Source organism: Aminobacter sp. HY435, from assembly GCF_027568395.1.
GTDB lineage: Bacteria > Pseudomonadota > Alphaproteobacteria > Rhizobiales > Rhizobiaceae > Aminobacter.
This window is the reverse complement of the sequence record NZ_JANKZL010000008.1, coordinates 63,435-85,479: the sequence shown is the minus strand read 5'-3', so window position 1 is coordinate 85,479 and position 22,045 is coordinate 63,435. Positions and strand designations below refer to the sequence as shown.

Here is a 22,045-nt window from a genome sequence, read left to right as displayed (position 1 = left end):
GATATGAACCTAGCTGAGCCCTGATGACCCTTTCGCTCGACCTCACCACCGATGCCACGCGCGACGCCTTGCGCGCCCGTGCGGCCTACCCCGCCAAGGGCGAGCTGATCGGCCTCACCCGCGACGAGCTTGCCGAAGCGCTCGTCAGCTCGGGCGTCGTCCCCGAGCGCCAGGCCAAGATGCGCGTCCAGCAGCTCTGGCACTGGCTCTATGTCCGCGGCGTCTCCGACTTCGCCGACATGTTCAACATCTCCAAGGACCTGCGCGCCGAACTGGCCAAGCATTTCACCATCGCGCGGCCCGAGATCGTCGAGGAGCAGATCTCGTCCGACGGCACGCGCAAGTGGCTGTTCCGCTTTCCGCCGCGTGGTGCTGGCCGCCCGGTCGAGATCGAGACCGTCTACATCCCCGAGGAAGGCCGCGGCACGCTCTGCATCTCGTCCCAGGTCGGCTGCACGCTGACCTGCTCGTTCTGCCACACCGGCACGCAAAAGCTGGTGCGCAACCTGACATCAGAGGAAATCCTCACCCAGCTGATGACGGCGCGCGACCGGCTCGGCGATTTCCCCGACCGCAACACGCCTGCCGGCGCCATCGTGCCGGCCGAGGGGCGGAAAATCTCCAACATCGTGATGATGGGCATGGGCGAGCCGCTCTACAATTTCGAGGCGGTGAAGAAGGCGCTGCTGATCGCCTCTGACGGCGACGGCCTGGCGCTGTCCAAGCGACGCATCACGCTGTCGACCTCTGGTGTCGTGCCGGAAATCTTCCGCACCGGCGAGGAGATCGGCGTCATGCTGGCGATCTCTCTGCATGCCACCAACGACGACCTGCGCGACCTTCTGGTGCCGATCAACAAGAAGTATCCGCTGAAAGACCTGATCGACGCCTGCCGCGCCTATCCCGGCCTGTCCAACGCCCGCCGCATCACCTTCGAGTATGTCATGCTCAAGGACGTCAACGACAGCCTCGAGGACGCCAAGGCGCTGGTCAAGCTGCTCAGGGGCGTGCCGGCCAAGATCAACCTGATCCCGTTCAACCCGTGGCCCGGCACCAACTATCAGTGCTCTGACTGGGAGACGATCGAGAAGTTCGCCGACTACATCAACAATGCCGGCTACGCCTCGCCGATCCGCACCCCGCGCGGCCGCGATATCCTGGCCGCCTGCGGCCAGCTCAAGTCGGAATCCGAGCGGATGAAGAAAAGCGAGCGCCTGGCGCTCGAGGCGATGATGATATCAGGACACGGCGAGGCGTGAGCCGCTTCCTGCTCTATCTCGGCAAATTCGCCCACATGGTTCTGGGCTATCTGGCGGCGTCGCTTGCCGCCTCCGCATTCCTCAACGTGATCTTCCTTGGCGCGGCCGGCCTGATGGCCGCCGATATCCCGCCGGAAGTGGCGACCGGATCGATGGTCTTCACCATCCCCTTCACCGCCCTCTTTGTCGCCTATTTTGCCTTCGTGCCGGCAGTGATCGTCATGCTGCTCGCCGAACTGCTCGGCAAGCGCGACTGGCTCTTCTACGCGCTGGCCGGCGGCTTCGTGGCGCTGGTGTTCATCGGCTTCGCCTACCAGGGCGGCGACCAGGGTTTTGCCTATCGCGATCCGCTGCTGCCGGTCTCGATCATCGGCAGCGGCCTGATCGGCGGCATCGCCTACTGGTTCGTCACCGGCCGGTTCGCCGGGACATTGCGCCCTACTTCGCCTGCGCCGTGAGGATCTTCAGCGCGAAGGCGGAGAACACGCCGGCGAACAGATAGTCGACGATGCGCGTCACGCGCGGGCTCTTCTTCAGCAAACCTGCGAACTTGTCGGCCGCGATGACCATCGGTGCGGTCACCGGCAGCGACAGCACGATGAACATTGCTCCCAGGAAGAACAGCTTGCCCGGCGCGTTGGTGTCGTGGACAGACACGAACTGCGGCAGGAAAGTCATGAAGAACAGGATGATCTTCGGGTTGAGCAGGTTGATGCCGAGCCCGGTCGCCCAGTTCTGGAAGAACGAGCGCGACGCACGCTTGGTGGTGTCGGGCGAAAACGCCGAGCCCTTTGATATCGCCTGGAAGGCGAGCCAGACGAGATAGCCGGCGCCGACGATCTTGAGCGCCATGAAGGCCTGCGGCGAGGCCACGATCAGCGCCGAGAGGCCCAGCGCAACCAGCGATGTGTGGATGACGATGCCGGTCATCGCACCCGCCATGCAGGCAAAACCCGCCTTGCGGCCTTCCGACAGCGCACGCCCGACAAACAGGGTCATGTCCGGGCCGGGCGTGATGGCGATGATGAAGGTGGCGACCGCAAACTGAAGGATGGTCGACCAGTCTGGAATGAAGGACATTGTCGTTTCGCCGGTTCTGCCGTGAAGGCAAGGTTTGGAGGGGGAACTGTCGGGGGATAGAGACCTACGCCCGCCCAATTGGCGCTTCAACTGGAAAGTTGGAATCCGCGCCGCCGGACCAATTCGATCCGGCGGCGTGGCTCAATCGGTTAGCTCGCGAAGTAGTTCTGCGTGCCGTGCGCCTCGATGGCTTCGGCGAGGCGGCCGAGCGCGTGCACATAGGCTGCGGTGCGCACCGAGACATTCTTCGCCTTGGCGACGTCCCAGATGGCGCGGCCTTCACGCTCCATGATGGCGCGCAACCGGTCATGGATTTCCTCGATCTGCCAATAAAAGCCCTGGCGGTTCTGGACCCACTCGAAATAGGACACAGTCACGCCGCCGGCGTTGGCCAGAATGTCAGGCAGGACGACGATGCCCTTCTTTTCCAGGATGGCGTCGGCTTCCGAAGTCACCGGGCCGTTTGCCAGTTCGAGCACGATACGCGCCTTGACCATCTCGGCGTTGTCGATGCGGATCATGTTCTCAAGCGCCGACGGAACCAGGATGTCGCATTCGACGCCGACGAGCGCATCGCCGGCGAGCAGTTCATGGCCGCCTTGGCCTGCGGTCGAAGTCACCGAGCGGCCGCTGTCCTTGGCCGCGAACAGCCGGTCGAGGTCGAGGCCGTCGGCCGCGCGCACCGCGCCTTCGGAATCCGACACCGCGACGATCTTGTGGCCGTCCGAGGCGAGCAGGCGGGCGATATGCTGGCCGGCATTGCCGAAGCCCTGCACGGCGATGCGCAGGCTGCCCTTGAGGCCAAGCTCGTCGGCGAGATGGCGGACCAGGTAGAAGCCGCCGCGGGCAGTCGCGTCACCGCGGCCAAGCGAACCGCCGAGCGCCAGCGGCTTGCCGGTAATGACGGCGGGCGAAGCCTGGCCAACGATCTGGCCGTACTCGTCGGCCATCCAGCCCATGATCATCGAATTGGTGTAGACGTCGGGCGCAGGGATATCGCGGTCCGGGCCGATGATGCGGGCGAAGGCCTGGATGTAGGCGCGAGAAAGACGTTCCAGCTCGGCCTTCGACAGCTTGCGCGGGTCGACCTGGACGGCGCCCTTGCCGCCGCCATAGGGCAGGTTCATGACAGCGCACTTGAAGGTCATCCAGAACGCCAGCATCTCGACCTCGTCGGCCGTCGATTCCGGATGGAAGCGGATGCCGCCCTTGGTCGGTCCGCGCGTGTCGTCATAGCGGCAGCGCCACGACAGGAACGATTTTCGCGAGCCGTCGTCCATGCGGATCATCAGGCGGGCTTTGGTCGTTTCTCGGGCGAATTTCAGTTTCTCGATCACGTCGGCGTCGACGCTCAGATGTTTTGCTGCCTCATCGAGGCGCACGAGTGCATGATCAAGAAGACTGCCTTCTGACATTATCAAAATTTCCCGTCGTGATGAATGGTTTTGCAATGTGGAGAGCAGCTGTGCAGCCGCCCGCAGTTCGACTGCACAAATTTGCGGCAGAACTCAATAACGAACAAAGTCGCACCCTGACGTCAGGTCAACAGCGGCCGGCGCACGCCGTTGTTCAACCGGCCCGAATCGTTTCGTTTTTGGGCGCAACCGGCAATTCGGCGCCGGCGCTGGTCCAAGCACGGATTACTGTTGGTCCTGGCACTGCGTTACCAAGCGGAACTACGGCATTGCGACGCAAATGCGCGTCCCAGGCCGATTGACTCTGCAACGACACATCCTTCAACTCGCCTCGCTTTGAGGAGTGGGCAATGCAGCCAGTATTCGACGGCCACAACGATGTGCTTTTCCGTTTGTGGCAGAACGCCGCGAAGGGTGCGGATCCGGTTGCCGAGTTCATGGAAGGCACCCACCAGGGTCATATCGACATGCCGCGCGCCAGGAAGGGCGGCCTGACCGGCGGTCTTTGTGCCATCTACATCACCTCGGGCGACCTGCCCGACGAGACGCGCGACGCCAACGGCCACTACGCCATCCCGCTGTCGGAGCCGCTCGAACGCGCGCCGTCGCTCGACATCGCCCTGGAGATGGCGGCGATCGCCTTCAGGCTGGATCGCGCCGGCGGCTGGAAAATCTGCCGCACGGGAGCCGAGATCGAGGCCGCGGAAGCCGAAGGCAAGTTTGCCGCAGTGCTGCACATGGAAGGCTGCGAGCCCATCGATGCCGATCTCGCCGCGCTTGAGATGTTCTATGCCGCCGGCCTGCGCTCGCTTGGTCCGGTGTGGAGCCGCAACACCATTTTCGGACATGGCGTGCCGTTTGCCTTCCCCTCGAGCCCCGACACCGGTCCCGGCCTGACCGACGCCGGCAATAGGCTGGTCAGGGAATGCAACCGCATCGGCATTGCCATCGACCTCGCCCACATCACCGAGAAGGGTTTCTGGGATGTCGCCAAGCTGTCCGACCAGCCGCTGATCGTCAGCCACTCGAACGCGCACGTGCTGACCCCGATCAGCCGCAACCTGACCGACAAGCAGCTCGCCGCCGTGCGCGAGAGCAACGGCCTGGTCGGGCTGAACTTCGCCGTCACCATGCTGCGCGCGGACGGCGCCAAGCGCGCCGACACACCGATGTCGGACATGATCCGCCACATCGACTATCTCGTCGGGCATGTCGGCATCGACGGCGTGGCATTGGGGTCGGATTTCGACGGCGCCACCATTCCGGCCGAGATCAGCGACGCTGCCGGCCTGCAGAAGCTCGTTGCCGCCCTGCGGGAGGCTGGATATGGTGCCGATGACGTGAAGAAAATCTGCCGCGACAACTGGCTGAGAGTATTGCGCTCTGCTTGGCACGAAGCAGCCGTTTAACAATAATTTTCGTCAACTTGGGGAACTGAAAGACATGTTTATCGGAAAACTCAACGGACATTTCCGCCTGATGCTCACCGGCGCCGCGCTGTCGGTCATGGCGCTTTCGGCGCCCGCGCTGGCCGTGACGCCGGCCGACACGCTGGTCCAGGCCTGGGCCATCGACGACACCATCACGCTTGACCCGGCAGAGTCGTTCGAGCTGAGCCCGGCCGAATTCCTCGGCAACGCCTACGACATGCTGGTGCGCCTCGACATCAACGACACCACCAAGGTGCGCCCCGGCGTCGCCGAAAGCTGGACCGTGTCGGATGACGGCCTGACCTACACCTTCAAGCTCAAGCCGGGCCTGAAGTTCGCCTCCGGCAACCCGATCACCGCCGAGGACGTCGCCTGGTCGTTCGAGCGCGTCGTCAAGCTCGACAAGAGCCCGGCCTTCATCGTCACCCAGTTCGGCCTGACCAAGGACAACGTCACCGAGAAGGCCAAGGCCGTCGACGCAAGCACCTTCGTCTTCACCGTCGACAAGTCCTATGCGCCGTCCTTCGTGCTCAACTGCCTGACCGCCACCGTCGGCGCCGTCATGGACAAGAAACTGGTGCTCGAGCACGTCGCGCCGGTCACGCCGACCGACGACTACAAGTTCGACAACGACTTCGGCAATGGCTGGCTGAAGACCGGCTATGCCGGCTCGGGTCCGTTCAAGATCCGCGACTGGCGCGCCAACGAAATCCTCGTGCTCGAGCGCAACGACAACTACTATGGCGAAAAGGCAGCACTCGCCCGCGTCATCTATCGCCACGTCAAGGAAAGCGCGACCCAGCGCCTGATGCTGGAAAGCGGTGATGTCGACGTCGCCCGCAACCTCGAGCCGGGCGATCTGGAAGCCATTTCCAAGAATGCCGACCTGGCCACGACCAGCGCGCCCAAGGGCACGATGTACTACATCAGCCTTAACCAGAAGAACGAGAACCTGGCCAAGCCGGAAGTTCGCCAGGCGCTGAAGTATCTCGTCGACTACGACGCCATCGGCTCGACCCTGATCAAGGGCATCGGCGAGATCCGCCAGACCTACCAGCCCAAGGGCGTTCTCGGCGCGCTCGATTCCGATCCGTTCAAGTTCGACGTCGCCAAGGCCAAGGAACTGCTCGAAAAGGCCGGCCTCAAGGACGGCTTCTCGATCACCATGGATGTCCGCAACACCCAGCCGGTGACCGGCATCGCCGAAGCCTTCCAGCAGACCGCTGGCCAGGCCGGCGTCAAGGTCGAGATCATCCCCGGCGACGGCAAGCAGACGCTGACCAAGTACCGCGCCCGCAACCACGACATGTATATCGGCCAGTGGGGCATGGACTACTGGGATCCGAACTCCAACGCCGAGACCTTCACCTCCAACCCCAACAATGCCGACGATGGCACGGTGAAGACACTGGCCTGGCGCAACGCCTGGGACGTGCCGGAACTGACCGAAAAGACCAAGGCAGCTCTTCTGGAGCGTGACAACGACAAGCGCGCCGCCATGTACAAGGAACTGCAGCAGGCAGCCCTCGACACCAGCCCGTTCGTCCTCGTGTTCCAGCAGACCGAGGTCGCCGGCCTGCGCGGCAACGTCAAGAACTACAAGCTCGGGCCGAACTTCGACTCGAACTTCGTCGCTCCCGTGACGAAGGACTGATCCATGACAGCGCCGCGCGTCCAATTGGGCGCGCAACGGGCGCTGTGACAATTTGAGTCCGTGCATGATCCCTGCCCGAAATCGGGGTCATGCACCAAAGGATCGGTCCATTGAGCAGCATGGAAACCCAGATGCCGGCGAGGCGCGCCAACAAGCGCGCCTCCGCCATTCTCAAGGCGGTCGCCAGTTTCGCGGTGATCGTGGCAACGACCTATCTCGGCCTGTTGGCCGTCACCTTCTTCATCGGCCGCGTCGTGCCGATCGATCCGGTGCTCGCCATCGTCGGCGACCGGGCGCCGGCCCACGTCGTCGAGCGCACCCGCGAGGAAATGGGCTTCAACCTGCCCTATTACCAGCAGTTCTTTCTCTATGTGAAAGGCGTGCTGCAGGGCGATTTCGGCACATCGGTGCTGACCACCAATCCGGTCATGGCCGACATCCGCCGCGTCTTCCCGGCAACCATGGAACTGGCCACCGTCGGCACCATCATCGGCGCAGCCCTTGGCATCCCGCTCGGCGTGCTCGCCGCCGTCAAGCGCGGCAGCCTCGCCGACCAGATCGTGCGCATCGTCGGCCTCGTCGGCTATTCGGTGCCCATTTTCTGGCTCGGCCTGCTGGCGCTTCTGGTGTTTTACGCCCGTCTCGGCTGGACCGCCGGCCCCGGCCGCATCGATGTGGTGTTCGAATATACGTTCACGCCGATCACCGGTTTCTACCTGCTCGACGCGGTGCTCAACCGCGACTGGGCGGCGTTCAAGGACATCTTCGCCCACATCATCCTGCCGGCCTCGCTGCTTGGATATTTCTCGCTCGCCTATATCAGCCGCATGACGCGCTCGTTCATGCTCAACGAACTGAGCCAGGAATACATCGTCGCCGCCCGCGCCAAGGGCCTGTCGGAAACCCGCATCATCTGGGGCCACGCGCTGCGCAACGCCGCCGTGCCGCTGGTGACGGTGATCGCGCTGTCCTACGCCGGCCTGCTCGAAGGCTCGGTGCTGACCGAAACGGTCTTCGCCTGGCCCGGTCTCGGCCTCTACATCACCAATTCGCTGCAGAACGCCGACATGAACGCCGTGCTCGGCGGCACGATCATCATCGGTTCGGTGTTCATCGCCATCAACCTTTTGTCGGATCTGCTCTATCGCCTGCTCGACCCAAGGACGCGGATCAGATGAGCCAAGCAACAATGACCCGCCGCGAGTGGCTGCTCACCGACCGTCCCCAGTCGCGCCTTCAGGCGCGGCTCGGCCGCGCCTACCTGACGTGGAGCCGCTTCGCCGCGAACAAGCTCGCGGTGATCGGCCTCGCCATCATCCTGGCGCTGCTGTTCGTCGCCGCTTTCGCGCCGCTTCTGGCGCCCTACTCGCCCTATCTCGGCGACCTCAAGAACGCCCGCCTGCTGCCGCCAAGCTCGACCTACTGGCTCGGCACCGACGACCAGGGGCGCGACATCCTCTCGCGCCTGATCTACGGCTCGCGCCTGACCCTGCAGGTCATCGTGCTGGTGGCGATCATCGCCGCGCCGATCGGGCTGCTCGTCGGCACCGTCGCCGGTTATGCCGGCGGCTGGCTCGATGCCGTACTGATGCGCATCACCGACATCTTCCTGGCGTTCCCGAAGCTGGTGCTGGCTCTGGCCTTTGTCGCAGCACTTGGACCCGGCATTGAAAACGCCATCATCGCCATCGCGCTGACCTCGTGGCCGCCCTATGCCCGCATCGCCCGCGCCGAAACCCTGACCGTGCGCAATTCGGACTATATCGCCGCGGTCAAGCTGATGGGCGCGTCGCCGTTGCGCATCGTCCTGCGCCACATCATGCCTTTGTGCATTTCCTCGCTGATCGTCCGCGTCACCCTGGACATGGCCGGCATCATCCTGACCGCCGCCGGCCTCGGCTTCCTTGGTCTCGGCGCCCAGCCGCCGCTGCCCGAATGGGGCGCGATGATCGCCTCGGGCCGCCGCTTCATCCTCGACCAGTGGTGGGTCGCCGCAGCACCGGGCGCGGCGATCCTGATCGTCAGCCTCGGCTTCAATTTGCTCGGCGACGGCCTGCGCGACGCGCTCGACACCCGTGGCGGTGGCCAATGAGCACGATGCTTCACGTCGAAGACCTGCGTGTTTCCTTCCCCACACGCACCGGGGTGGTGGAGGCCGTGCGCGGCGTATCCTTCACGCTCGGCCAGGAACGCCTCGGCATCGTCGGCGAATCCGGCTCCGGCAAGTCGCAGACCGGCCGCGCCATCATGGGCCTGACACCGCAGCACGCCAAGGTCGCAGCCAACAGGCTCGAGTTCTCCGGCATCGACCTGCTGAAGGCCACGCCCGCGACCCGCCGCTCGCTGCGCGGCAACCGCGTCGCGATGATTCTGCAGGACCCGAAATATTCGCTCGACCCGGTCATGACCATCGGTCGACAGATTGTCGAGACACTGCGCACCCATGAAAGCATCGGCCGCTCCGAGGCGCGCGAACGCGCGCTCGACATGCTGGCTGCAGTGCAGATCCGCGACCCCAAGCGCGTCTTCGATCTTTACCCGCACGAGGTCTCGGGCGGCATGGGCCAGCGCGCCATGATCGCCATGATGCTGATCGCCGGGCCGGAACTGCTGATCGCCGACGAGCCGACCTCGGCGCTCGACGTCACCGTTCAGCTCGACATCCTGCGCATCCTCGACCGGCTGGTGATCGATCGCGGCATGGGCCTGATCTTCATTTCGCACGACCTGCGCCTGGTCTCGACCTTCTGCGACCGGGTCATCGTCATGTATGCCGGCAAGGTGGTCGAGGAACTCAAGGCCTCCGAGCTGTCGCAAGCCAAACATCCCTACACGCAAGGCCTGCTGAACTGCATGCCCAAGATCGGCGCCGACCGGCATCCTCTGCCGGTGCTCGACCGCCAGCCGGAGTGGCTGCTGTGACCCCTGCCCTTTCACTGGACAAGCTGCGCGTCGTCTACGACGAATTCGTGGCTCTCAAGGACGTATCGCTGACCGTCGCCAGGGGCGAATCCTTCGGTCTCGTCGGCGAATCCGGCTCCGGCAAGTCGACGCTGCTGCGCGCCGTCGCCGGTCTTGCGCCTGTCGCCTCTGGCACCATCGACGTCGATGGCAAGCGCCTCGGCAAGTTCAGGGACAAGGCCTTCTACCGCCAGGTCCAGATGGTCTTCCAGGATCCCTACGGTTCTCTGCATCCGCGCCAGACGGTCGACCGGCTGCTGCTCGAGCCGCTCGACATCCATGGTTTCGCCGACACCGAAAAGCGTATCCTCAGGGCGCTCGACGAGGTCGGCCTCGGCTCAAGCTTCCGCTTCCGCTATTCGCACCAGCTCTCCGGCGGCCAGCGCCAGCGCGTCGCCATCGCGCGTGCGCTGATTCTCGAGCCGTCGGTGCTTCTGCTCGACGAGCCAACATCGGCGCTCGACGCCTCGGTGCAGGCCGAGGTGCTCAACCTGCTCGAACAGATCCGCCGCGACCGCAAGCTGACCTTCGTCATGGTCAGCCACGATCTCGGCGTTATCACCCACATGTGCGAGCGCCTGATGGTCATGCAGAACGGCCAGGAGGTCGAGCGGCTCGAAGCCGAGGCGCTCGCCAGCCGCGACGTCACCAAGGATTACACGCGCAATCTTCTGGTCGCCAGCGAAGGCTTCGTCCGCGAGCCTTGAGCTCGCTTGCCTGTTTTCATACGCGCCTGCACACTGAACTTGCAACGCTTACCGACAGGTGTCCGACCATGCTTCTGGGTATCGATCCTCTGCTCAACGCCGACGTCCTCCACGTGCTGCGCTCGATGGGCCACGGCGACGACCTGATCGTCGCCGACGCCAACTTTCCGGCCGAGGCGATCTCGCGCCAGACCGTCCATGGCCGCCCGCTGCGCATCGACGCCGACATTGTCAGGGTGATGCAGGCGGTGCTGTCGGTGATGCCCGTCGACACCTTCGTCGACGACGCCTTCGGCCGCATGGAGGTGGTGGGCAAGCCCGACGAGATTCCCGAGGTGCAGCGTCAGGTCGGCAGGCTGATCGAGGGGACCGGCACGAGGATGGTCGGCATCGAACGCTTCGCCTTCTACGACCGCGCCAAGAAGGCATATGCGGTCATCCAGACGCAGGAACGCCGCTTCTACGCCGACTTCGCCGTGCGCAAGGGCGTCATCCCGCCGGAGGCTTGAGGTTCGGCTCCAATATGGAGCCACCACCCATCCAGACCTGATGGCGCAACGTCGTCTGCGGCCTTGTCCTGACAGGGCCCAGCCGCCCCTCATCCCCTGCCGGACCTTCTCCCCGTAATGACGGGGAGAAGGGACAAGCGGATACGCCGACGCCCCCTCTCCCCGTCCTTACGGGGAGAGGGTAAGGGTGAGGGGCAGCGCCGAGCTCCCCGACCTGCCGGCGCCCTCTATGACAGCGACAGCTTCGCCGCGACGTCCTTCAGCAGTGCCAGCGTCTGGTCGATGTCGGCCTGTTTGTCGTCGATGCGCTGGATATAGGGGCAGGTCAGCACGGCGATCGCATAGCCGTCCGGCGACAGGATCGGCACCGAGATGTCGTCGATGGCGCGCATCTGCTGGCTCGGCCCGACACGGTGGCCGGCCTGACGATAGGCTTTCAGAACCGGCTCCAGTTTTTCCCGCGCCTCGGCCATCGCAGTGCCTTCCCAGCGCATCGCCAGCTCCGACTGCGCCTGCTCATCCAGGAAGGCGAGCAGGATGTGGCCGGAACTGGTGGTCAAAAGCTCGATATGGGCGCCGATGCGGATGCCGAACTCCCAGTTGCCGGGGCAACTGGCATGCGCGACGACGAGCGCCGCGCCGCCTTCGGGAACGACGAGATGGCAGGACTGCCCGGCCTCGCTGGCGAAAGCGTCCATCAGCGGCAAGGCGCGCGCCACAAGGCGGCGCACCGGTGGGTGGCGGTGGGCGAGGATGAACAGCTTCATGGTCAGCGCGTAGCGGTCGCCTTCCGGTGAGCGGCTGACATAGTCGCGCGCCACCAGCCGCTCGAGCATGCGGTAGACCTCGCTCGGCCCGCGCCCCATCGCCTTGACGATTTCGGCGCGCGTCAGCCCGCCCGGCTGCTCCGACAGCAACTCCAGGATGTCGAGCCCCTTGTCCAGCGCCGGGGCGCGATAGCGCTCGTCCTTGTCATTGGCGGCGTTAATCGGCCGTTTTGGCATCGCTCGAAATCCTCCCTCGTCACCATCCTCGCATTACCCCATTGCAAGGCCGGTTCATTTATGAATAGTATGTTCGTATATAGACAGACGCAAGCAGTTTGCTGGGAGGAGGCAACGGTCATGCGATTGAGCGGGAAACGCATTTTCATTTCCGCCGCGGCGCAAGGCATCGGCCGCGCCAGCGCACTTGCCTGCGCCAAGGAAGGCGCCCACGTCATCGCGACGGACATCAACGCGGAGGCGCTCGCGGCGCTGGCGGAGGAAAGCAGCAGCATCGAGACCCATCGCCTCGATGTCCGCGACAGCAAGGCCGTCGCCGCTTTCGCCGCCGGTCAGGCGCCGCTCGACGGCCTCTTCAACTGCGCCGGTTTCGTTCACAACGGCACGATCCTGGACTGCAACGACGACGACTGGGACTTCAGCTTCGACCTCAACGTCAAAAGCATGTACCGCACCACCCGGGCCTTCCTGCCCGGCATGCTGGAGCAGGCGGAAAAGACCGGTGGCGTGTCGATCCTCAACATGGCGTCGATGGCCTCGTCGATCAAAGGCTTCCCCAACCGGCTGCTCTATGGCGCCACCAAGGCGGCGGTCATCGGCTTCACCAAGGGCATGGCCGCCGATTACGTCCGACGCGGCATCCGTTGCAACGCTTTGTGCCCCGGCACGGTCGACACGCCCTCGCTGCGTGGCCGCATTGCCGCTGCCGCCGATCCGGTGCAGGCCGAAAAGGACTTCATCGCCCGCCAACCGATCGGCCGCCTCGCGACCGTCGACGACATCGCCCCGCTGGTGGTCTACCTGCTGTCGGATGAATCGCGCTTCGTCACCGGCCAGGCTGTCCTGGTCGACGGCGGCGTTACCATCTAGGCGGAGCGGCGGCCATGATCGAAAGGATCGACGGCCACTGCCATTACTGGACGCTCCAGCGCGGCGACTATGCCTGGCTGACGCCTGAGGCCACCCATCTCGCGCCGATCCATCGCGACTTCGGCGCAGCCGACATGCTGCCCCTCGCTGAGACGGCGGGCATAGGCCAGCGCATACTGGTCCAGGCCGCGCCCACGGAAGCGGAGACGGAATTCCTGCTCGATCAGGGACGCGAGGACAAAGCGGTCGCCGGCGTCGTCGGTTGGGTTGATCTGTCGACGGCGCAAGGCGTGGCCTCTCTGGAGCGCCTGGCCAAAAACCCGCTGTTCAAGGGGGTCCGGCCGATGCTGCAGGATTTGCCTGACATCGACTGGATCGCAACAAATCCGCATCCTGAAGCCATCACCGCGTTGAAGCGGCTCGGCCTGCGCTTCGACGCGCTGGTCATGCCCCGGCATCTTCAGGCGCTGAAGCGTTTCGTCGAGGCACACCCCGAGCTAGCAGTCATCATCGACCATGCCGCCAAGCCAGCACTTGCGGCCGAATCCAGCGATACCCGCCACGCCATGTGGGAGACAGGCATGGCAGCACTTGCTCGGCACCCGCAGGTGCATTGCAAGCTTTCTGGCCTGCTCACCGAACTGCCCGCCGACCGCCGCTCCACACCTGAAAAAGCCGCCGCGGCTCTCAGGCCGACAGTGGAGAAGTTGCTCGACTGGTTCGGCCCGCGCCGCATCGTCTGGGGATCGGACTGGCCGGTACTGACCTTGGCTGCGAGCTTCGGCTTCTGGATCGAGGTCACCGAACTCTTGCTCGAAGGTCTCAGCACGAACGAACGGGAGCAGATCCTGTCTGCGACGGCGCAGCGCTTCTACGGCCTCGAAGGAGGACGCGCATGAGCGCCCTCGTTTCGATGAAGGACATCGAGAAGTCGTTCCCCGGCGTGCGCGCGCTGCACAACGCCCAGCTCGAACTGCGCTCGGGCGAAGTCCATGCGCTGATGGGCGAGAACGGCGCTGGCAAGTCGACGATGATGAAGATCCTCGCCGGCATCTACCGCCGCGACGGCGGCGAAATCCTCCTCGACGGCAAGCCGGTCGAGATCAACTCGCCGCGCCAGGCGCAGGACCTTGGCATCGGCATCATCCATCAGGAACTCAACCTGATGCCGCATCTGACGGCGGCGCAAAACATGTTCATCGGCCGCGAGCCGCGCAAGGCCGCCGGCCTGCTGCTCGATGAAGGCAAGCTCAACGCCCAGGCCACCGAAATCTTCGCCAGCATGCATCTCAAGCTCGATCCGCGCACCCTGGTCGGCGGGTTGACCATCGCCCGCCAGCAGATGGTCGAGATCGCCAAGGCGCTGTCCTACCGTTCTCGCGTCTTGATCATGGACGAGCCGACAGCCGCCCTGAACGACGCCGAGATCAACGAGCTTTTCGCCATCATCGCCCGGCTCAAGGCCGAGGGCGTCGGCATCGTCTACATCTCGCACAAGATGGACGAGCTGAAGCGCATCGCCGACCGCGTCACGGTCATGCGCGACGGCGAATATATCGGCACCGTGCCGGCCGAGACGACGCCGGTGGAAAAGATCATCTCGATGATGGTCGGCCGAGCGCTTACCGACGAGCGCCCTGACGTGCCCGACCATGCGAATTCGGAGGTCGTGCTCGCGGTCAACAACCTCAATCGTGGCACTGTCATCCGCGACGTCTCCTTCTCCGTGCGCAAGGGCGAGATCCTCGGTTTCGCCGGGCTGATGGGTGCGGGCCGCACCGAGGTCGCCCGCGCCATCTTCGGCGCCGACCGCCGCGACAGCGGCGACATCTTCATGCACGGCAACAAGGTCGACATCCGCATGCCGCAGGACGCCGTGCGCGCCGGCATCGGCTACCTCTCCGAGGACCGCAAGCATTTCGGCCTCGCCACCGGCATGGACGTGCGCAACAACGTCGTGCTGGCGAGCCTTCGCCGCTTCACCGGCCCCGGCGGGCTGCTGAAGGAAGCGGCGATGCAAGACGCCGCAAGACGCTACATCGACCAGCTCGCGATCAAGACCCCGTCCGACCGCCAGGAAGTTCGACTGCTTTCGGGCGGCAACCAGCAGAAGATCGTCATCGCCAAATGGCTTTTGCGCGACTGCGAGGTGCTGATCTTCGACGAGCCGACGCGCGGCATCGATGTCGGCGCCAAGAACGAGATCTACAAGCTGCTCAACGCGCTCGCCCAGCAGGGCCGCGCCATCATCGTCATCTCGTCCGAGCTGCCTGAAGTGCTTCGTCTCAGCCACCGCATCGCCGTCATGTGCGAGGGCCGGCTGACCGGCATTCTTTCAGGCGGCGCCAGCCAGGAAGAAATCATGCACCTCGCAACGCTGCGCGGTGAAGGCGCCAACCATAACAATAAGCCGGCTAATGGAGAGGCCAAATGAGTGCGACCGCATCCACCGGAACTGCCTCGATAGGCTCGAAATTCTCCGGCGCCCACAGGCTGCTCGCCTTTGCCAGCCTGATCGCGCTGATCCTGGTGTTCAGCCTCGCCTCGCCCAACTTCATGCAGACCTCCAACATCATCGCCATCCTGCAGGCGACGTCGGTCAACGGCGTGCTGGCGATCGCAGCGACCCTGGTCATCATCACAGGCGGCATCGACCTGTCGGTCGGCACGCTGATGACCTTCTGCGCCGTCATCGCGGGCGTGGTGCTGACCTTCTGGGGCATGCCGCTCGGCCTCGGCGTGCTGGCGGCCATCCTCGCCGGTGCCGCCAGCGGAACCCTCTCGGGCACCTTCGTCGCCAAGCTCAAGATCCCGCCCTTCATCGCCACGCTCGGCATGATGCTGATCCTCAAGGGCCTGTCGCTGGTGATCTCGGGCACGCGGCCGATCTATTTCAACAACACGCCGGGCTTCACCCAGATCTCGCAAGGCTCGCTGATCGGAAGCGTCATTCCCGGCCTGCCCATCCCCAACGGCGTGCTGATCCTGTTTCTGGTGGCAATCGCCACGAGCTTCATCCTCGAGCGAACCATTCTCGGCCGCTTCACCTTCGCGCTCGGCTCAAACGAGGAGGCGGTCCGGCTCTCGGGTGTCAACACCGACCGCTGGAAGATCGCCGTCTACGCGCTCGCCGGCAGCATCTGCGGCATCGCCGGCCTGCTCATCGCCTCGCGCCTGAATTCGGCCCAGCCGGCGCTGGGCCAGGGCTACGAGCTCGACGCCATCGCAGCCGTCGTCATCGGCGGCACCTCGCTGTCTGGCGGGCGCGGCACGATCATCGGCACGCTGATTGGCGCGCTCATCATCTCGGTTCTCGCCAACGGCCTGCGCATTCTTTCGGTCGCCCAGGAATGGCAGACCGTGGTCACCGGCTCGATCATCATTCTCGCCGTCTACACCGACATTCTGCGGCGCCGCAGGCTTTGAGGAAGGCTTGCTTTGCGCAGCATTTTCGCGCTGCGCCAACACCAAGAAGAGAGCGAAAGCGCTCCACCAGCAACGATCAACCAAGGTTCAATCGGAGGAAACATGTTTACCAGACGCACCGTGCTCGGCGCCCTCAGCGCCATGACAATCCTCGGCTACGGCTCGACCATGGCAATGGCCCAGGACAAGCTGTACATCCCGCTCATCTCCAAGGGCTTCCAGCACCAGTTCTGGCAGGCCGTGAAGGCGGGCGCCGACAAGGCCGCCGCCGATCTCGGCGTCGAAGTCACCTTCGAAGGGCCGGATTCGGAATCGCAGGTCGACCGCCAGATCGACATGCTGTCGGCCGCGCTTGCCAAGAAGCCGGCGGCAATCGGCTTTGCAGCGCTCGACAGCCAGGCGGCCATCCCGCTGCTGCAGCAGGCCAAGGACGCCAAGATCGCGGTCGTCGCCTTCGACTCCGGCGTCGACAGCGACATCCCCGTCGCCACCGCCTCGACCAACAACATCGCCGCGGCAGCCCTTGCCGCCGACAAGATGTCGGAGTTGATCGGCGGCGAAGGCAAGGTGGCGCTCGTCGTCCACGACCAGACCAGCCGCACCGGCATCGATCGCCGTGACGGCTTCGTCAACCGCATGAAGGAAGCCCATCCGAAGGTCGAGATCGTCGCCATCGAATACGGCGAGGGCGATCATCTCAAGTCGACCGAGATCACCAAGGCGATCCTGCAGGCCAATCCTGATCTCAAGGGCATGTTCGGCGCCAATGAAGGCTCGGCCATCGGCGTCGTCAACGGCGCCAAGGAGCTCGGCCGCCAGCTGGTGATCATCGGCTATGACTCCGGCGCCCAGCAGAAGCAGGCGATCCGCGACGGCCAGATGGCTGGCGCCATCACCCAGAACCCGGTCGGCATCGGCTACAAGACCGTCGAGGCGGCCGTCAAGGCGGCCAAGGGCGAAGCGGTCGAGAAGAACATCGACACCGGCTTCTACTACTACGACAAGTCGAACATCGATCAGCCCGAAATCGCAGCGGTGCTGTACGACTGATCCTGTACAACTTGGCTCCCGGGGGCGGTTCGCCGCCTCCGGCTTCTTTCAATCTAAGGTGACATCAGATGAAACTGCTCCGCTATGGCCCGATGGGCAATGAGAAGCCCGGCCTGCTCGACGACGCCGGCCGCGTCCGCGACCTCTCGAGCATCGTCGCCGACATCGCCGGCGACGTGCTGACGCCGGAAGGCCTCGCCCGTCTGCGCGGCATCGATCCCGCAAGCCTGCCCGTGGTTGCCGGCACCCCGCAGCAGGACCTGCGCCTCGGCGCCTGCGTCGGCCGCATCGGCAAGTTCGTCTGCATCGGCCTCAACTATGCCGACCATGCCGCCGAAACGGGTGCCGCCATCCCGGCCGAACCCATCGTCTTCAACAAGTGGACGTCGGCCATCGTCGGTCCCGACGACGACGTCGAAATTCCGCGCGGCTCGGTCAAGACCGACTGGGAGGTCGAGCTTGGCGTCGTCATCGGCAAGCCCGGCCGCTACATCGACGAGGCCGACGCGATGAGCCACGTCGCCGGCTATTGCGTCATCAACGACGTCTCCGAGCGCGAATACCAGATCGAGCGCGGCGGCACCTGGGACAAGGGCAAGGGATGCGACACCTTCGGCCCGACCGGCCCGTGGATGGTGACCGCTGACGAGATTGCCGACCCCCAAAACCTCAAGATGTGGCTCGACGTCGACGGCAAGCGCTTCCAGGACGGTTCGACCAGGACCATGATCTTCTCGGTGCAGCAGGTCGTATCCTATCTCAGCCGCTTCATGAGCCTGCAGGCCGGCGACGTCATCTCCACCGGCACCCCGCCCGGCGTCGGCCTCGGCCAGAAACCGCCCGTCTATCTCAGGGCCGGCCAGACCATGACCCTCGGCATCGAAGGTCTCGGCACCCAGAGGCAGTGCGTCGTCGCCGCCTGACCTTTTGGAGCGAGATGCGGCCTCTCCGAGCCGCCATCTCGCTCTTGTTTCAGCCGCATGACCTTGGCCGAAAGGTCTTCGCCCTTTCGGGATCACGCTCAGAGGACCCCAGACCATGACCAGAATCATCGACATGCGGGTGCTCGACCTGCGCTTCCCGACCTCGCAGCATCTCGACGGCTCCGACGCGATGAACCCGGACCCCGACTATTCGGCGGCCTATGTCATCCTGGAAACCGACACGCCGGGCATCGAGGGTCACGGCCTGACCTTCACCATCGGCCGCGGCAACGAGATCTGCTGCGCGGCGATCGAAGCGATGCGCCATCTGGTCGTCGGGCTGGACATGGACAAGGTCACATCAGACATGGGCGCCTTCTGGCGCCATGTCACCTCCGACAGCCAGTTGCGCTGGATCGGGCCCGACAAGGGCGCGATCCACCTGGCCACCGGCGCCGTTGTCAACGCGGTGTGGGACATCTGGGCCAAGATGGTGGGCAAGCCGGTGTGGAAGCTGGTCGCCGACATGTCGCCCGAGGAACTCGTGCGCTGCATCGACTTCCGCTACATCACCGACTGCATCACGCCTGACGAGGCACTGGCCATGCTGCGCGACAAGACGCCTGGCAAGGCCGAGCGCATCGCTATTCTCGAGCGCGAAGGCTACCCCTGCTACACCACCTCGGCCGGCTGGCTCGGTTATGGCGACGAGAAGCTGCGCCGGCTCTGCCAGGAGGCGGTCGACGCCGGCTTCAACCACGTCAAGCTCAAGGTCGGCCGCGACAAGGCCGACGACATCAGGCGCCTGCGCATCGCCCGCGAGGTGCTCGGCCCCGACCGCCAGCTGATGATCGACGCCAACCAGGTCTGGGAGGTCGGCCAGGCCATCGACTGGGTGCGCGACCTCGCTTTCGCCAAGCCATGGTTCATCGAGGAGCCCACCAACCCCGACGATGTAGAGGGTCACCGAAAGATCCGCGAGGGCGTCGCCCCGGTACAGGTCGCCACCGGCGAGATGTGCCAGAACCGCATCATGTTCAAGCAGTTTATCATGCGTGGCGCCATCGACGTCGTGCAGATCGACTCGTGCCGCCTCGGTGGCGTCAACGAGATTCTCGCAGTGCTGCTGATGGCGGCGAAATACAACCTGCTCGTCTGCCCGCATGCCGGCGGCGTTGGCCTGTGCGAATATGTCCAGCATTTGTCGATGATCGATTATGTCTGCATCGCCGGGACCCGCGAGGGCCGCGTGGTCGAATATGTCGACCACCTGCACGAGCACTTTAGGGAACCCTGCGTGGTGCGCAACGCCGCGTATCTGCCGCCCACGGCGCCCGGCTTCTCCATCGAGATGAAGCCGGCGACGCTCGAAGACTTCCAGTTCCGCGGCTGACGGAGACGATCATGAATTTCGGGCTGAAGGACAAGGTCGTCATCGTCACCGGCGGCGGCGCGGGCATCGGCGGCGCGGTTTCGCTCGGCCTTGCCGCCGAAGGCGCCATCCCCGTCGTCTTCGGCCGCAGCCCGCTGGCCGAGGATTTCGCCGCTAAGCTCAAGGCGGCGTCTCCGCGCACGATGTTCGTGCAGGTCGAACTGATGCACGATCCAGAAATCGGCGCGGCCATCGAGCAGGTGGCAAAGACCCTCGGCCGCATCGACGGGCTGGTCAACAATGCCGGCATCAATGACGGCATCGGCCTCGAAGCCGGTCCCGACGCCTTTCGCGAGTCGCTCGAACGCAACCTGGTCCACTACTACACGACAGCGCACCACTGCCTGCCGTGGCTCAAGGCAGCGCGCGGTTCGATCGTCAATGTCTCGTCCAAGACCGCGCTCACCGGCCAGGGCAATACCAGCGGCTACACCGCCGCCAAGGGCGCCCAGCTGTCTTTGACGCGCGAGTGGGCGGCGGCGCTGCGCGGCGACGGTGTCCGTGTCAACGCGGTCATCCCCGCCGAGGTGATGACGCCGCTTTATGAAAAGTGGCTCGAGACCTTCGACGATCCCGAGGCGCGTCTGGAAGAAATCACAAGGCGCATCCCGCTCGGACAGCGCATGACGACGGCGGAAGAGATCGCCGACACCGTCATCTTCCTGCTCTCCGACAAGGCGAGCCACACGACAGGCCAATGGCTGTTCGTCGACGGCGGCTACACCCATCTCGACCGGGCCCTCGACTAGAAAATTGGCCGCCTACAATACCGGCCCGAGCATGGCGATGGCGTTGTTCCAGAGCTGGTGCGGCTTGCTCCATCTCGCGACCGTACGGTCGTCGATGGGCACGGCGGCATCGATGTAGGTCTGCTGGCGGGCGCGCAGCCGGGCGGTCATTCCCCGATCGTGCAGCAGTATGTTGTTTTCGAAGTTCAGTTCAAAACTGCGCCGGTCGAGATTGGCCGAGCCGATCAGCATCACTTCGCCATCGACGGTCAGCGTCTTGGCGTGCAGCAGCCCGCCGGCATATTCGTAGATCCGCACGCCTGCGTCGAGAAGCTCGCGGTAGTAGCTACGGCTGGCGGCGGCGACGATCCAGGAATCGTTGCGCTGCGGGAAAATGATCGACGTCGCGATGCCGCGATGAGCGCAGGCGCACAAAGCCGCCTGCAGCGGCTCGTCGGGCACGTAGTAAGGCGTCGAGATGACCAGCTCGTGCCGCGCGGCGTTCATCAGCGATATGAACATTTCCGGCATCGCCGAATAGCGCACGGTGGCCCCCGTGCCGATCACCTGCGCCGTGAACCCCGCTTTTTCCTGGCGCAAAGGTTGGCGCATGAGCTCGCTCAGGTCTTCCTTGATCTGAGCCATCCAGTCGCTGGCGAACAGGTGCTGGTTCTGCAGCACGATCGGACCTTCGAAACGCATCATCACGTCGACCCAGGGCGCGTATTTCGCCTTGATCGCGAAGGCCGGGTCGGCGCAATTCTGGCTGCCGCAATAGGTGACGCTGTTGTCGATGACGACGATCTTGCGGTGGTTGCGCATGTCGACCCGCCCCTTGAGCGGTCGTAGCAAGGCAATGCCGACGGGCAAGGCGCGGGCCAGCCGGACCTTGGCCGAGGCCATGTCGCGCCAGTGCGGCGAGCGGATCAGCCGACGCGAACCGATGTCGTCGACCATCACCCGGCAGATCACGCCGCGCATCGCCGCGCGCTTGACCGCCTCGACCATCTTCACGCCGTTGCCGTCGGGCAGCCAGATGTAGAACAGCAGATGGACATGGTCGGTGGCGGCATCGATGTCGGCGACGATGGCGTCGATGGTGCTATCGGAATCGTGCATCAGCTGCGCCCGGTTGGCGCCGACCGGCGGATAGTTGCTGATCGATTCGCCAACCCGGAACAGCGGAGCGTAGCGTTCGGGCACCTGCGGCTGCCCACGCCCGTCCAGATCCACGGCGTTGATCTCGGCGAGAGACGGCAGCCGCTTGAGCGCGTCGCGCAGCCTGGCGATCCGGCGCCTGCCGACATTCGTGTCGCCGAACAATATGTAGGCGACCACGCCGACCACCGGCGCGACCACGATCACCACCACCCAGGCCAGACGCGAGGCCGGTTCGCGATGCGGCCTCAGCAGCGCTCGAACCGAATAGATAACCTGCAACGCGATGGGTACGACAACCAGTGCCCAGCCAAAATAGGCGGATGCGTTCATGCTCGCGGCGTCCCTCCAGACCGAATGCCGTCCGAGAGTAGATAGGCCGGACGTCGAGCCATGGTAGCGACTGCACGAGCCTGACGCCATCGACGCCCGCGCCCGA

Annotated in this window: 21 protein-coding genes; 17 read left to right on the top strand and 4 right to left on the bottom strand. The window is 64.6% G+C overall.

The genetic code is table 11. The annotated features are described in order from the left end of the window. Positions 1-23: 23 nt before the first annotated feature. Positions 24-1,259: a 23S rRNA (adenine(2503)-C(2))-methyltransferase RlmN gene (gene rlmN / locus PCJ21_RS13130; RefSeq protein ID WP_269931861.1), complete on the top strand. Its 1,236-nt coding sequence runs from the start codon at positions 24-26 to the stop codon at positions 1,257-1,259. Beyond that, complete coding sequence (locus tag PCJ21_RS13125) at positions 1,256-1,717, top strand: hypothetical protein (protein WP_269931860.1); 462 nt, start codon at positions 1,256-1,258, stop codon at positions 1,715-1,717. The genes rlmN and PCJ21_RS13125 overlap by 4 nt, the downstream gene beginning before the upstream one ends. On the opposite strand, the gene PCJ21_RS13120 is transcribed toward PCJ21_RS13125, so the two are convergent. Further along, positions 1,698-2,339: a LysE family translocator gene (locus PCJ21_RS13120; RefSeq protein WP_269931859.1), complete on the bottom strand. Its 642-nt coding sequence runs from the start codon at positions 2,337-2,339 to the stop codon at positions 1,698-1,700. The two genes, PCJ21_RS13125 and PCJ21_RS13120, sit on opposite strands and share 20 nt — an antisense overlap. Positions 2,340-2,488: 149 nt before the next feature. Continuing rightward, a complete protein-coding gene (locus tag PCJ21_RS13115) occupies positions 2,489-3,754 on the bottom strand; it encodes a Glu/Leu/Phe/Val family dehydrogenase (RefSeq protein WP_269931858.1) in 1,266 nt (421 codons plus the stop codon). A gap of 350 nt (positions 3,755-4,104) precedes the next feature. Between PCJ21_RS13115 and PCJ21_RS13110 the strand changes: the two genes are divergently transcribed. The 7 genes from PCJ21_RS13110 to PCJ21_RS13080 all read left to right on the top strand — a co-directional run bounded on the left by PCJ21_RS13110 (position 4,105) and on the right by PCJ21_RS13080 (position 11,015). Then, complete coding sequence (locus PCJ21_RS13110; RefSeq protein ID WP_269931857.1) at positions 4,105-5,163, top strand: dipeptidase; 1,059 nt, start codon at positions 4,105-4,107, stop codon at positions 5,161-5,163. A 34-nt stretch (positions 5,164-5,197) separates the two neighbouring features. Next, positions 5,198-6,838 carry an ABC transporter substrate-binding protein gene (locus PCJ21_RS13105; protein ID WP_269931856.1) on the top strand — a complete coding sequence of 547 codons (1,641 nt, stop codon included), beginning with the start codon at positions 5,198-5,200 and terminating at the stop codon, positions 6,836-6,838. 131 nt (positions 6,839-6,969) lie between these two features. Continuing rightward, a complete protein-coding gene (locus tag PCJ21_RS13100; RefSeq protein ID WP_442866015.1) occupies positions 6,970-8,016 on the top strand; it encodes an ABC transporter permease in 1,047 nt (348 codons plus the stop codon). Next, the gene (gene nikC / locus PCJ21_RS13095; protein ID WP_269931855.1) at positions 8,013-8,930 is read left to right on the top strand and encodes a nickel transporter permease; all 918 of its coding nucleotides are present in this window, start codon (positions 8,013-8,015) and stop codon (positions 8,928-8,930) included. The genes PCJ21_RS13100 and nikC overlap by 4 nt, the downstream gene beginning before the upstream one ends. Next, positions 8,927-9,760: an ABC transporter ATP-binding protein gene (locus PCJ21_RS13090; RefSeq protein WP_269931854.1), complete on the top strand. Its 834-nt coding sequence runs from the start codon at positions 8,927-8,929 to the stop codon at positions 9,758-9,760. Before nikC ends, PCJ21_RS13090 begins: the two co-directional genes overlap by 4 nt. Continuing rightward, on the top strand, positions 9,757-10,506 hold the full coding sequence (locus PCJ21_RS13085; RefSeq protein ID WP_269931853.1) for an ABC transporter ATP-binding protein: 750 nt from the start codon (positions 9,757-9,759) through the stop codon (positions 10,504-10,506). Before PCJ21_RS13090 ends, PCJ21_RS13085 begins: the two co-directional genes overlap by 4 nt. A 68-nt stretch (positions 10,507-10,574) precedes the next feature. Further along, the gene (locus PCJ21_RS13080; RefSeq protein WP_269931852.1) at positions 10,575-11,015 is read left to right on the top strand and encodes an RbsD/FucU family protein; all 441 of its coding nucleotides are present in this window, start codon (positions 10,575-10,577) and stop codon (positions 11,013-11,015) included. Between the two features lie 227 nt (positions 11,016-11,242). Here the strand turns inward: PCJ21_RS13080 and PCJ21_RS13075 are convergent, their stop codons facing one another. Then, a complete protein-coding gene (locus PCJ21_RS13075) occupies positions 11,243-12,019 on the bottom strand; it encodes an IclR family transcriptional regulator (protein ID WP_269931851.1) in 777 nt (258 codons plus the stop codon). A gap of 120 nt (positions 12,020-12,139) precedes the next feature. Here PCJ21_RS13075 and PCJ21_RS13070 point away from each other — a divergent pair, with 120 nt between their 5' ends. The 8 genes from PCJ21_RS13070 to PCJ21_RS13035 all read left to right on the top strand — a co-directional run bounded on the left by PCJ21_RS13070 (position 12,140) and on the right by PCJ21_RS13035 (position 20,469). After that, a complete protein-coding gene (locus tag PCJ21_RS13070; RefSeq protein WP_269931850.1) occupies positions 12,140-12,889 on the top strand; it encodes an SDR family oxidoreductase in 750 nt (249 codons plus the stop codon). 14 nt (positions 12,890-12,903) lie between these two features. Continuing rightward, positions 12,904-13,788, top strand: a complete 885-nt coding sequence (locus PCJ21_RS13065; protein WP_269931849.1) for an amidohydrolase family protein — start codon at positions 12,904-12,906, stop codon at positions 13,786-13,788. Continuing rightward, positions 13,785-15,323 (top strand): sugar ABC transporter ATP-binding protein, encoded by a 1,539-nt coding sequence (locus PCJ21_RS13060; protein ID WP_269931848.1) that lies wholly within the window; start codon positions 13,785-13,787, stop codon positions 15,321-15,323. The genes PCJ21_RS13065 and PCJ21_RS13060 overlap by 4 nt, the downstream gene beginning before the upstream one ends. Continuing rightward, entirely contained in the window at positions 15,320-16,315 is a 996-nt protein-coding gene (locus PCJ21_RS13055; protein WP_269931847.1) for an ABC transporter permease, read from the top strand. Before PCJ21_RS13060 ends, PCJ21_RS13055 begins: the two co-directional genes overlap by 4 nt. Positions 16,316-16,417: 102 nt before the next feature. Continuing rightward, positions 16,418-17,365 (top strand): ABC transporter substrate-binding protein, encoded by a 948-nt coding sequence (locus PCJ21_RS13050; protein ID WP_269931846.1) that lies wholly within the window; start codon positions 16,418-16,420, stop codon positions 17,363-17,365. Between the two features lie 68 nt (positions 17,366-17,433). Beyond that, entirely contained in the window at positions 17,434-18,288 is an 855-nt protein-coding gene (locus PCJ21_RS13045) for a fumarylacetoacetate hydrolase family protein (protein ID WP_269931845.1), read from the top strand. Between the two features lie 115 nt (positions 18,289-18,403). Continuing rightward, positions 18,404-19,681 carry an L-fuconate dehydratase gene (locus PCJ21_RS13040; RefSeq protein ID WP_269931844.1) on the top strand — a complete coding sequence of 426 codons (1,278 nt, stop codon included), beginning with the start codon at positions 18,404-18,406 and terminating at the stop codon, positions 19,679-19,681. Positions 19,682-19,692: 11 nt separating this feature from the next. Next, positions 19,693-20,469: an SDR family oxidoreductase gene (locus PCJ21_RS13035; protein ID WP_269931843.1), complete on the top strand. Its 777-nt coding sequence runs from the start codon at positions 19,693-19,695 to the stop codon at positions 20,467-20,469. Positions 20,470-20,481: 12 nt separating this feature from the next. Here PCJ21_RS13035 and cls read toward each other — a convergent pair whose 3' ends face one another. Then, on the bottom strand, positions 20,482-21,939 hold the full coding sequence (gene cls, locus PCJ21_RS13030; RefSeq protein WP_269931842.1) for a cardiolipin synthase: 1,458 nt from the start codon (positions 21,937-21,939) through the stop codon (positions 20,482-20,484). Positions 21,940-22,045 lie beyond the last annotated feature (106 nt).